At 73.3% G+C, this 11,786-nt stretch carries 11 protein-coding genes; 6 read left to right on the top strand and 5 right to left on the bottom strand.

Annotated features, from left to right (window positions below):
• The first annotated feature begins 9 nt into the window (after window positions 1–9).
• Entirely contained in the window at window positions 10–402 is a 393-nt protein-coding gene (locus tag OG823_RS13745; RefSeq protein WP_371479797.1) for a hypothetical protein, read from the top strand.
• Between the two features lie 161 nt (window positions 403–563).
• On the opposite strand, the gene OG823_RS13740 is transcribed toward OG823_RS13745, so the two are convergent.
• The 3 genes from OG823_RS13740 to OG823_RS13730 form a co-directional block, all read right to left on the bottom strand.
• A complete protein-coding gene (locus OG823_RS13740) occupies window positions 564–1,535 on the bottom strand; it encodes a hypothetical protein (RefSeq protein WP_371479796.1) in 972 nt (323 codons plus the stop codon).
• 290 nt (window positions 1,536–1,825) lie between these two features.
• On the bottom strand, window positions 1,826–3,046 hold the full coding sequence (locus OG823_RS13735) for an acetyl-CoA C-acetyltransferase (protein WP_371479795.1): 1,221 nt from the start codon (window positions 3,044–3,046) through the stop codon (window positions 1,826–1,828).
• Between the two features lie 100 nt (window positions 3,047–3,146).
• Entirely contained in the window at window positions 3,147–4,298 is a 1,152-nt protein-coding gene (locus OG823_RS13730) for an SGNH/GDSL hydrolase family protein (protein ID WP_371479794.1), read from the bottom strand.
• A 165-nt stretch (window positions 4,299–4,463) separates the two neighbouring features.
• Between OG823_RS13730 and OG823_RS13725 the strand changes: the two genes are divergently transcribed.
• The 4 genes from OG823_RS13725 to OG823_RS13710 all read left to right on the top strand — a co-directional run bounded on the left by OG823_RS13725 (window position 4,464) and on the right by OG823_RS13710 (window position 8,997).
• On the top strand, window positions 4,464–5,864 hold the full coding sequence (locus OG823_RS13725) for a cystathionine beta-synthase (RefSeq protein WP_371479793.1): 1,401 nt from the start codon (window positions 4,464–4,466) through the stop codon (window positions 5,862–5,864).
• A gap of 618 nt (window positions 5,865–6,482) precedes the next feature.
• A complete protein-coding gene (locus tag OG823_RS13720; protein ID WP_371479792.1) occupies window positions 6,483–6,830 on the top strand; it encodes a hypothetical protein in 348 nt (115 codons plus the stop codon).
• 211 nt (window positions 6,831–7,041) lie between these two features.
• Window positions 7,042–8,334, top strand: coding sequence for an Ig-like domain-containing protein (locus tag OG823_RS13715; RefSeq protein ID WP_371479791.1), 1,293 nt, complete (start codon window positions 7,042–7,044; stop codon window positions 8,332–8,334).
• A 177-nt stretch (window positions 8,335–8,511) separates the two neighbouring features.
• Window positions 8,512–8,997, top strand: a complete 486-nt coding sequence (locus tag OG823_RS13710) for a DUF1203 domain-containing protein (protein WP_371479790.1) — start codon at window positions 8,512–8,514, stop codon at window positions 8,995–8,997.
• Window positions 8,998–9,145: 148 nt separating this feature from the next.
• Here OG823_RS13710 and msrA read toward each other — a convergent pair whose 3' ends face one another.
• Complete coding sequence (gene msrA / locus OG823_RS13705; RefSeq protein WP_371479788.1) at window positions 9,146–9,811, bottom strand: peptide-methionine (S)-S-oxide reductase MsrA; 666 nt, start codon at window positions 9,809–9,811, stop codon at window positions 9,146–9,148.
• A gap of 234 nt (window positions 9,812–10,045) precedes the next feature.
• On the opposite strand from msrA, the gene OG823_RS13700 reads away from it, so the two are divergent.
• On the top strand, window positions 10,046–11,200 hold the full coding sequence (locus tag OG823_RS13700) for a cystathionine gamma-synthase (RefSeq protein WP_371479787.1): 1,155 nt from the start codon (window positions 10,046–10,048) through the stop codon (window positions 11,198–11,200).
• Here the strand turns inward: OG823_RS13700 and OG823_RS13695 are convergent.
• Window positions 11,197–11,718 (bottom strand): MarR family winged helix-turn-helix transcriptional regulator, encoded by a 522-nt coding sequence (locus tag OG823_RS13695; RefSeq protein WP_371479786.1) that lies wholly within the window; start codon window positions 11,716–11,718, stop codon window positions 11,197–11,199. The two genes, OG823_RS13700 and OG823_RS13695, sit on opposite strands and share 4 nt — an antisense overlap.
• Window positions 11,719–11,786: the final 68 nt, after the last annotated feature.

The raw sequence follows: 11,786 nt of genomic DNA, 5'->3' as shown, positions 1-11,786 counted from the left end.
GCTCCCGGTATGCCCGAACCGACACTCCTCGTGGACGCCGTCGACCGCCTTGCGGACCGCTTCCGCTCGATGCCGCAGAGCCGGCTGCTCGCGGCCGTGCCCGGCCACCCGTCCCGCGCCGCGGCGGCCCTCGCGCTGGCCCGCGGGCTGGCGGCCGCCGCTCTGGCACTGGAGGGCGCGGGGCCGCGCGAGTTCCCCGACGCCGGGGCCTTCGCGGCCGGCGACCAGCTGGCGGTCGCCGGCCACGAGCTGGCCGCCGCACTCGCCACCCGTGAGGACGCGGCGCCGGTCACCCTCGTCGCCGCCCTCGACGGCCTGCCGGCCGGCGCGACGGCCGCCGCCGACGAGGTGCTGGCCCGGGCGAGGGCGGCCGTGTCCGCCACCGCGGAGCTCTGCGGCTGACCCCTCGGAGCCGGCCGGCGCCCGGGCCGTACGGGCCCGGTCGACCGCGGGCCGGGCCGATTGCGAGGACGCCGCCCGCGGGGCCGCACGCGACCGGCCCGGCATGCCGCGAGGCCGACCGCGTCATAACCCCGTGACCCGGCCGGCCTCCTGGTGCCGCGTCAGATGCTGGCGACCACCCGGTCGGCGAGGACGTACACCGCTTCCTCGTCCGTCGAGAAGGTCAGCGAGTAGGAGCCCGAGAAGCGGGATCCGCCCAGCAGCCGGACGTCCTCGCCGGCCCGTACGGCGTCGATCAGCCGGTAGGCGGCCTCGCGGTCCCCGGGGGCGACGCAGAGCGTGGTGCCGTCGGCGAAGGCGTAGACGTCGAGCGTGCCGAGCGGGCCGGGACGGACGTCGGTGAGGGCGACGCACTCCTCGGCGAGCGCGGTCAGCCGGGTGTCGGTCCACTCGCGGGACGGGGCCTGGCTGGGGACGAAGTCCGGGTGCGAGGGGTGCCGGCGCGGATCCGGGGCGGCCAACGGCTCGGCCTCGACGGCCGGCTCGGTGTCCAGCAGCCCGGCCTCCAGGCCGGTGGCGAGCAGGTCGGCCTCGCGGCGGGCCTTGGCGTCGCCGTTGCCCTCGCCGGCCGACATCCCGGCAGGGTGTCCGGCCGGGTGGCCCGGGCGGACGGGGGCGCCGCCACCCGTCGGGCCGTCCGTGGCGGTGCCGCCGGTGCCGCCCTCGTTGATCAGGTCCTCCAGGGCCGAGCGCAGCGCCTCGCCGAACTCGGGGTCCATGGTGCCGGCGTTGTCCGCGGCGTCCAGCGGTCCGGTGGGCCGCGGGAAGAAGAGCGGCCACTCGGCCGCCACGCCGATGCCGTCGCCGCCCAGCGGGGAGTCGAACAGTGGCGCGTCCTCGGCCGCGCGGGCCTCCTGCTCGGCCCAGAACGCCCGGGCTTCGGTGATCTCCCGTTCGCGGTCGGCGGCGAGCGCCTCGGTGACGGCGCGGCGTATCGCGCTCTCGTCGACCTGGGCGGAGGCGGTGGTGGCCGGGCGGGCCGCCAGGCGGCGGGAGAGGCCGCGGAGCTGGAGCAGTGCGGAGGTCGACACGGTGATGAGGATCAGCAGCAGGACGATGTAGACGGCGCTCACGGAACGTACTCCTAGCGAGGAGCGGAACGGGGTTACATCTCCACACTGCCGCATGGGAGCGAGTTACTGCAGAGGCGGATGTCCGATATGTCAGTGACTTTCGGACTTGTCCTTAAATTGTTAGGTACGGCCGCTCTACGCAGCGGAGTTGATCCACTTCGCACTGTCGATTTCCGGCGTGTGAACGAGCAAATCGAGGGCCGGATCGACTCGTGAATGTGATCCGGCCCTCAATTACTCTGTGTCATGCCGAATGAGTGACCGTCTCACCATTCGGTACGATCCGTGACTCAGCTGAGGCGTTCGATGACCATCGCCATGCCCTGGCCGCCGCCGACGCACATGGTCTCCAGGCCGAACTGCTTGTCGTGCCACTGGAGGGAGTTGATCAGGGTGGTGGTGAGGCGGGCGCCGGTCATCCCGAAGGGGTGGCCGACGGCGATGGCGCCGCCGTTGACGTTGAGGCGGTCGATGTCGACGCCCAGGTCCCGGTAGGACGGGATGACCTGGGCCGCGAACGCCTCGTTGATCTCGACCAGGTCGATGTCGCCGATGGTCAGGCCGGCCCGCCTGAGCGCCTGCCGGGAGGCCTCGACGGGGCCGTAGCCCATGATCTCGGGGGACAGGCCGCTGACGCCGGTGGAGACGACCCGGGCGAGCGGGGTGATGCCCAGCTCGCGGGCCTTGGTGTCGGACATGACGACCAGCGCGGCGGCGCCGTCGTTCAGGGGGCAGCAGTTACCGGCGGTAACGGTGCCGTCGGGGCGGAACACCGGCTTGAGGCCCGAGACGGCCTCCAGGGTCACGCCGGCCCGGGGGCCGTCGTCCGCCGAGACGACGGTGCCGTCCGGCGTGGTCACCGGGGTGATCTCGCGGGCCCAGAAGCCGGACTTGACGGCCGCCTCGGCCAGGTTCTGCGAGCGCACGCCGAACTCGTCCTGGTCGGCGCGGCTGACGCCCTTGAGGGCGGCGAGGTTCTCGGCGGTCTGGCCCATCGCGATGTACGCGTCCGGCGCCAGGCCGTCCTCGCGCGGGTCGTGCCACTGCCCGCCGCCCTGCTCGGCGCGGGCGGCGGTCCGGGCGACCGCCTCGTCGAAGAACGGGTTCTGGGTGCCCGGCAGGCCGTCGGAGGTGCCGTTGACGCTGCGCGAGACGGTCTCGACCCCGGCGGAGATGAAGACGTCGCCCTCGCCCGCCCTGATCGCGTGCAGTGCCATCCGGGTGGTCTGCAGCGAGGAGGAGCAGTAGCGGGTGACGGTGGTGCCGGGGAGGTAGTCCATGCCCATCTGGACGGCGACGATCCGCGCCAGGTTGTGGCCCTGCTCGCCGCCGGGCAGGCCGCAGCCGAGCATCAGGTCGTCGATGTCGCGCGGGTCGAGCTGGGGCACCTTGGCCAGCGCGGTGGCGATGATGTGGGCGGTGAGGTCGTCCGGGCGGACATCCTTGAGCGAGCCCTTGAACGCCCGGCCGATCGGCGAACGGGCGGCGCTGACGATGACGGCTTCGGGCATGACGGGCTCCTCGGTGCAATGGCCGGTGTTCGACTGGCTGGCACCCGGCCCGCCGGCCTGGCCGGGAGGGCGCCCGGGAGGAAAGTTACCGCTTGGTAGATCAGGCGTCACCTGGCACTGCGTGTGAGTTGGCCGACGCCGCATCCGTCGCTCGGGGCGCCGCACCGGCCTCCGCGGACGGCTCGCCGTGCGGCTCGGCCGGGCCGGCTCCCGGGTCCGGCAGGCCGAGCCGCAGCCGGTGGCGGATCAGCGCCCAGCGCCGGGCTCCGCCGTCCGGACCGACCGCCTCGACCTCCGCGCCGGCCTGCCCGGCCGCCGCCGCGGCGGCCACCGCCACCGGCAGCACCGCCTCGTCCTGCCCGGCGCCGAGCAGCTCGTCCTCCACCGGCCAGAGGTCCAGGGCCGCGCAGAGCGAGGGCAGCATCGCCATCGCCGCCGTCGCGTACCCCTGTGCGGAGGGGTGGTAGCGGTCCGAGGCGAACATCTCCGGCCGGGCGGCGAACTCCGGCCCGAGCAGCGAGCCGAGCGAGACCGTCCGGCCGCCCGCCTCCACCACCGCGATGGTCTGCGCCGCCGCCAGCTGGCGGCTGAGCCGCCGGGCGACCCAGCGCAGCGGCGGCCGGACCGGCTTGATCGTGCCCAGATCCGGGCAGGTGCCGACCACCACCTGGCAGCCGGCCGCCTGCAGCGCCTCGACGGCCTCGCCGAGCTGTCGCACGGACTGCGCGGCCGGGCTGTGCCGGGTGACGTCGTTCGCGCCCACCATGATCACCGCGAGGTCCGGCCGGTGCGGCAGTGCCAGCTCCACCTGGCGGGCCAGGTCGGAGGAGCGCGCCCCGGACTTCGCCACGTTCAGCAGCCGGACCCGCTGCTCCGCCACGGACGCCAGCCCGGCCGCCAGCAGTGCGCCCGGGGTGTCCCGCCCGCGCAGCACCCCGAGGCCGGCGGCCGTGGAGTCGCCGAGGAAGGCCAGCGTCAGCTGCTGCCCGCCGTCCTGCTGCCCGCCGTCCTGCGGCCCCTTCCCGTCCGCTCCGGCGCCCGGGTCCGGCCCGGTGAAGGCCTCGCCGTACACGCCGTCGGCCTTGGGCGGGTCGCCGTCCAGCAGGCCGACGGCCCGCACCGCCAGCTTGCTCTCGGTCAGCAGCAGCCCGGCCAGACCCACGCCGAGCAGGCCCAGCCCGCCGCCGCCGTACGCCGCCGCCGTTGCGATCCGCCGGGCCACCCGGGCCCGCGACTGCGTCGCGCCTGCCATCGGCACCCCCTTCGCGTCCTCACCACGCCCCGGATGGGGCCGATCCAGTGTCTGCGTACTCCTGGTACCCGCCTGGACCGCGCGCTATCGGCGGGCGTGGGCCATCCGTGGCCATAGTCTTTGAAGTACCGAAAACCCTCAGTGCCACAACCCGGGAGGACCCCCGTGCGGTACCACAACTCGATCATCGATCTGGTCGGCGACACGCCGCTGGTCAAGCTGAACAAGGTCACCGAAGGCATCAGCGCCACCGTGCTGGCCAAGGTCGAGTACTTCAACCCGGGCGGCTCCGTGAAGGACCGGATCGCGATGCGCATGATCGAGGCCGCCGAGGCCTCCGGCGCGCTGAAGCCCGGCGGGACGATCGTCGAGCCCACCTCCGGCAACACCGGTGTCGGGCTGGCGATCGTGGCCCAGCAGAAGGGCTACCACTGCATCTTCGTCTGTCCGGACAAGGTCTCCACCGACAAGATCAACACGCTGCGCGCGTACGGCGCCGAGGTCGTGGTCTGTCCGACCGCCGTCGCGCCGGAGCACCCGGACTCCTACTACAACGTCTCGGACCGCCTGGTGCGCGAGACCCCGAACGCCTGGAAGCCGGACCAGTACTCCAACCCCGACAACCCGGCCTCGCACTACCACTCGACCGGCCCGGAGCTCTGGGAGCAGACCGAGGGGCGGATCACCCACTTCGTGGCGGGCGTCGGCACCGGCGGCACCATCTCCGGCACCGGCAACTACCTGAAGGAGGCGTCCGGCGGCCGGGTCAAGGTGATCGGCGCCGACCCCGAGGGCTCGGTCTACTCGGGCGGCACCGGCCGGCCGTACCTGGTCGAGGGCGTCGGTGAGGACTTCTGGCCGACCGCGTACGACCGCAGCGTGGCCGACGAGATCGTCGCGGTCTCGGACAAGGACTCCTTCCGGATGACCCGCCGCCTGGCCAAGGAGGAGGGCCTGCTGGTCGGCGGCTCCTGCGGGATGGCCGTGGTGGCCGCCCTGGAGGTCGCCAAGCGACTGGGCCCGGACGACGTGGTCGTGGTGCTGCTCCCGGACGGCGGCCGCGGCTACCTGTCCAAGATCTTCAACGACGACTGGATGGCCGACTACGGCTTCCTGCCGTCCGCCACCGACGAGGCCTCCATCGGCGAGGTGCTGGCCCGCAAGGACGCCATCGAGCACGAGGGCATCCCGCAGTTCGTCCACATGCACCCGGGTGAGACGGTCGCCGAGGCCGTCCGGGTGCTGCAGGAGTACGGCGTCTCGCAGATGCCGGTCGTCTCGCCGGGCGCGGGCCACCCCGACATCATGGCCGGCGAGGTGATCGGCTCGGTCGCCGAGAAGCTCCTGCTGGAGGGCCTGTTCGCGAAGCTGATCGAGCTCGGCGACCCGCTGGAGAGGGTCATGTCCAAGCCGCTGCCGGTGGTCGGCTCCGGCGAGAGCGTGACCAGCCTGATGACCGTGCTGGAGAAGGCCGACGCGGCCGTCGTCCTGGTGGAGGGCAAGCCGCAGGGCATCGTCACCCGCCAGGACCTGCTGGGGTTCCTGACCAGCCGCACCGGGCACTGAGCGGGCCGCATCCGGCACTGACCGGGTGCACCGGGTCCACCGGGCGCTGAGCCGCCGTCGCCTCCGGCCCGGGACGGGGCCGGTGCGCGCCACCCGATCCGCGGCCCGCTCCGCCGCCGATCCGCCGCCGATCCGCCGCCGATCCGCCGCCGATCCGTCCGAACCGGGATCAGACGGCCGGTACCGGACGGAAGCTGAAACTTCGTCCACCCGACGAAGTGGTACACCGGCGACACCTGCACGCAGCATCCGCTTAACAACGGGCGTGCAATGTATGAGTCACGGCAAGACGCCGAGCGAGATGAGGCAACAGTCGGGAGCGGCTCCCCGGCAACCGTCTCATCTGGGACACGTCGGTCGGCCCTGACCCGGCCCGCCGTGTCTGACCGTGGGAGACGCCGTCGTCCCGCCCCTGTCCGGTACTGCCGGTCACAGGGTGCGGCGGCTCCCACGGCACCCCACCGCGCCGAAAGGCGCGTCTCCGCGGCTCCCGGGTGGGGGAGCCCCGGCGGAGGCGAGAAGGCCGGTCCCTCTTCGGAGGGGCCGGCCTTCCCGTGTTCCGGGGGCGCCCGGGCCACCCGTGTTCACGCGGCCCGGCCGTCCCGTACGCTCGCACGCATGACCAGCACTGAACTGACCGGCCAGGACGCCCCGCGCTACGTCCGGCTCAGCATCGAGCTCATCGCGGAGATCACCGATGAGCAGGCCCTGAAGGCCGCCGCCCTCGCCCAGGTGGAGAACGACGAGTACCTCGACGACGAGGAGCGGGCGCAGTCCGTCGATGCCATCCAGGTGGACCCCTCCGGTTCGCTCGCGCACTTCATCGACCCGGTCGCCCTGCTCGGTGGCGTTCCCGGGGTCGAGCTCGCCTCGGCCACCTGGGAGTCCGCGCAGACCGAGTTCGACCCGGAGGGGGAGGGCTGGGACGAGTACACGGTGGACGAGTCCGCCGAGTCCGCCGAGTGACTCCGGACACCCTTGGCTGAGCGCGCGAGCCGCTGAGCTGCTGTGACGACCGCCCGGCCGGTGCCTGCACCGGCCGGGCGGTTTGTCCATGTTTGGCGCGAAGATAAGTGTTCTCATACGATCTCATCCCGTTGGTGGTGCAACTGCGGAAGGACAGATCCACTCTTTCTCTCCGTAATGCCCCGAAGGTGAGCAGCAGGGAGACGACGACGTGACCGCACGTGACCGACGAAACCGGCCCACCGACGGCAACTGGACCCGGCGCGGCGTGCTCGCCGGACTCCTCGGGGCCCCCGTGCTGCTCGTCGCGGCCTGCAACGACACCAAGAGCACCGGCGGCGGTACCGGCGCGGCCGGCAGCAGCGGGGCGGCGGGCGGGACCACCGGGGGTGCGAGCGCCACCGGCAGCGCCAGCAGCTCGCCGAAGACCTCCGTCGCGAAGATCACGGTGGTGCCCGCCGACGGGGCCGCCGACGCGAGCTTCACCGAACCGGTCAAGGTCACCGTCACCTCCGGCACCCTCACCTCGGTCGCGCTCGCGGACTCGACCGGCCGGCCCGTCACCGGGCGGATGTCCGCCGACTCGACCACGTGGACCTCCACCGGCACGCTGACCAGCGCCACCGAGTACACCGTCGCGGTCGCCGCCACCGACGGCGACAAGCTGGAGGCCGACGCCAACACCGGCTTCACCACGACCACCCCCGCCAACACCTTCGTCGGGTACTTCACCCCCGAGGACGGTTCCGTGGTCGGCGTCGGCATGCCGGTCTCGATCAACTTCAGCAAGCCGGTCACCGACCGCAAGGCCGTCCAGCAGGCGATCACCGTGATAGCCCAGCCGGGGGTCGAGATAGTCGGGCACTGGTTCTCCAGCACCCGCCTCGACTTCCGGCCCGAGGAGTACTGGGCGGCCGGCACCAAGGTGACCCTCAAGCTCCGGCTCAAGGACGTCGAGGGCGCCAAGGGCTACTACGGCACCCAGTCCAAGGACGTCCGCTTCACCATCGGCCGCAGCCAGACCAGCGTCGCCGACCTCGCCGCCAAGAAGCTCACCGTGACCACCGACGGCCAGGTCAGCGCGGTCTACCCGATCTCCGGCGGCTCCCCCGAGCACACCACCTGGGGCGGCAGGATGGTCATCTCGGAGCAGTTCCAGCAGACCAAGATGGACTCCACCACGGTCGGACTCGGCGACGAGTACAACATCCCCGACGTGCCGCACGCCCAGCGCCTCACCACCTCGGGCACCTTCGTCCACGGCAACTACTGGTCCAACCCGGCCGTCTTCGGCGGCCAGAACACCAGCCACGGCTGCGTCGGCATGCAGGACGCCAAGGGCGGCCAGGACCCGAGCACTAACGGGTACAAGTTCTACGCGAGCTCGATCATCGGCGACGTGGTCGAGGTCGTGAACTCCGGGGACAAGACCGTCGACCCGGCCAACGGCCTGAACGGCTGGAACCTCGGCTGGGCGGCCTGGCAGGCCGGCAGCGCCGTCTGACCGCCTCCCGAGCGGCAGGGGCACCTCGGCGCCACCGCCAACCGCCGGCGCCGCCGCCAACCGCCGGCGCCGCCCCGCCGGGCGCCGAGCCCGCCCTCGCGGGCCGACCGCGCCGTACGCGAGCGCGACGGCCGAATCCCGCCGGTGGAATCGGCGCCGTCCGCGCAGGCTGGCCACATGACGACCACCACCGCCCTGCGGATCCGTCCGATCGATCCCGCCGTCCTCGACCGTCTGCGCGAACACGACGACGCGGGGCGACCGCCCGTCCGCTCCGTCGACGCGACGGGCGGGGCCCCGCTGCGCTGCTGCCTCACCCGCGCCCGCCCGGGCGAGCGGATCGCCCTGCTCTCCTACGCCCCGCTGCGCCGTTGGGCCGCGGAGACGGGGGCCGACCCGGGCCCGTACGACGAGCTGGGGCCGGTCTTCGTGCACGCGGGGGCCTGCGCGGGGGCGGGCCCCGGCTGGCCCGAGGGCTTCCACGGCTCCGAGCGGGTGCTGCGCGCCTACGACCGGGAGGGGCACATCCTGCGCGGCGTCGCCGTCACCCCCGACACGGCCGAGGAGGTGGCCCGGGAGCTGCTGGCCGACCCGCAGGTGGCGGTGGTGCACGTCCGGGCGCTGGCCTTCGGCTGCTTCCTGCACGAGATCCGCCGGGCCTGACCGCCGGCCGCCGGCCGTCCGCCTCGTCGGGCCGCCCCGCGGGGCGGCCCGGTGGCCGGAGCCGTCACAGGAACGCCTCCCACCCGGGGTGCCGGGCGGGAGGCGTGCGGGGATCGTCGCGACGACGTCGGCGGGCAGCGGGAGGGTTTCAGCCCTCGGTGCGCGCGACACCGATCGGGCAGCTCGCACCCGTGCCGCCGAGGCCGCAGTAGCCGCCCGGGTTCTTGGCGTCCGAGAGGTACTGCTGGTGGTACGGCTCCGCCGGGTAGAAGGGGCCGGCGGGGGCGATCTCGGTGGTGACCCGGCCGAGGCCGATGGCGCTCAGCGCGGGCTGGAAGGCGTCGCGGGTGGCGTCGGCGGCGGCGGCCTGGGCGGGGGAGTGGGTGTAGACGGCGGAGCGGTACTGGGTGCCGACGTCGTTGCCCTGCCGGTTGCCCTGGGTCGGGTCGTGCGCCTCCCAGAAGGTCTTCAGCAGCTGCTCGTACGAGAGGACGGCGGGGTCGTACACCACCCGGACGGCCTCGGTGTGGCCCGTCCGCCCGCTGCACACCTCCTCGTACGTCGGGTTCTCGGTGTGGCCGCCCTGGTAGCCGACCAGGGTGGTCCAGACGCCGGGGAGCTTCCAGAAGGTGCGCTCGGCGCCCCAGAAACAGCCGAGGCCGAAGTCGGCGACCTCCAGCCCGGCCGGGTAGGGCCCGGTGAGCGGGGTGCCGAGGACGGTGTGCGGCTCGCTGAGGGTGAACCGCGGGGCCGCCCGGCCGGGCAGCGCCTGCTCGGCGGAGACGAGCTCGGTCTTGTGGCGGTTGAACAACACGGCCTGCTCCAACGGTCGACGGGAGGGTTGTGGACAGTGCAACGCCCGCCGTCCGCCCCGGATTCCGGAAGGGCTGTCGGACGCCGACGACGGCGCGGAGTGTCCGGATCCCCGGCGGGCCGGCGCGACGGCACCGGTGCCCGGCGGGCGGAGATCGTAGCGGCGAGCGGGCCCCGACCACGGGCAATTCGCTTTGACCGGACTTCGCAACATTTGCCCACTAGGCTCGGTGGTATGACCGAGCACCAGCTTCCCCACGGCTTCGAGACCCTTGCCATCCATGCGGGTCAGGAAGCAGACCCCCGGACCGGGGCCGTCGTCACGCCGATCTACCAGGTTTCCACCTACAAGCAGGACGGGGTGGGCGGCCTCCGGGAGGGGTACGAGTACAGCCGATCCGCCAACCCGACCCGTACCGCGCTGGAGGAGTGCCTCGCCGCACTGGAGGGGGGCAGCCGCGGGCTGGCCTTCGCCTCCGGCCTGGCCGCCGAGGACACCCTGCTGCGCACCGTCCTCAAGCCGGGCGACCACATCGTCATCCCGAACGACGCCTACGGCGGCACCTTCCGGCTGTTCGCCAAGGTGCTGACCCGCTGGGGCGTCGAGTTCTCGGTCGCTGACACCCAGGACCTGACGACCGTCCGGGACGCGCTGCGCCCCACCACCCGCGCGGTGTGGGTGGAGACCCCGTCCAACCCGCTGCTGGGCATCACGGACCTCGCGGCGCTCGCCGAGATCGCGCACGGCGCCGGCGCGCTGCTGGTGGTCGACAACACCTTCGCCAGCCCCTACCTCCAGCAGCCGATCGCGCTCGGCGCGGACGTGGTCGTGCACTCGACCACCAAGTACATGGGCGGCCACTCGGACGTGGTCGGCGGCGCGCTGGTGGCGGCCGAGGCCGGACTGGGCGAGGAGATCGCCTACCACCAGAACGCGATGGGCGCCGTCGCGGGGCCGTTCGACTCCTGGCTGGTGCTGCGCGGCATCAAGACGCTGGGCGTCCGGATGGACCGGCACAGCTCCAACGCGGAGCGGATCGCCGAGCTGCTGACCCGGCACCCCAAGGTCAGCCAGGTGCTCTACCCGGGCCTGCCCGAGCACGCCGGCCACGACATCGCCGCCAAGCAGATGAAGGCGTTCGGCGGCATGGTGTCGTTCCGGGTCGCGGGCGGCGAGCAGGCGGCGGTCGACGTCTGCAACCGCGCGCGGCTGTTCACCCTCGGCGAGTCGCTGGGAGGCGTCGAGTCGCTGATCGAGCACCCGGGCCGGATGACCCACGCCTCGGTGGCCGGTTCGGCCCTGGAGGTGCCCGCGGACCTGGTCCGGGTGTCGGTCGGCATCGAGTCGATCGACGACCTGCTGGCCGATCTCCAGCAGGCGCTGGGCTAGGTCCCGGGCCGGGTCCCGGGCCGGGTCCTTGACTGAATCCGCTCGTCCTGCGGGCCCGCCGAGTACGACTCCAGGGAGTCGTTGAAGCGGGCCAGCAGGGAGCAGAGCGTCCGCTGTTCGTCGGCGGGCCAGTCCTGGACCAGGCGCCGCATCAACTCCTCCCGCCCGGCCCGGACCTCGGCGAGGCGCTCGGTGCCGAGCGGGGTGAGGGCCAGGCGTACCGCACGCCGGTCGGCCGGGTTCCGGACCCGGCCGACCAGCGCGGCCCCGACCAGCGGCGCCGCCTGCCGGGTCACCGTCGAGGAGTCGATGCCGAGGGCGTCGGCCAGGGCCTTGATGTTGGCGGGCCCCTGCCGCTCCAGGCGGTCGAGCAGCAGGTAGGCCGCGCGGTCCAGGGCGCCGAGCGTGTCGGAGCTCCGGACCTGCTCCAGCCGGCGGGCGAGGACCGCCACCTCGTACTGGAGCCGGGCGTGCAGGGGATCGGTGCGGCCGGGGGCCCTGGGCGAGGTCGTCGTCATCGCGGCTCACGATCGGTGTGCGGTGAGGGAGGCTCAGGAGCAGCAGCGTACGCGCGCCGGGCGCCCCC

Origin of the sequence: Kitasatospora sp. NBC_00315 (genome assembly GCF_041435095.1) — a bacterium.
Classification (GTDB): Bacteria; Actinomycetota; Actinomycetes; order Streptomycetales; family Streptomycetaceae; genus Kitasatospora.
This window is presented reverse-complemented; position numbering and strand designations above follow the sequence as displayed.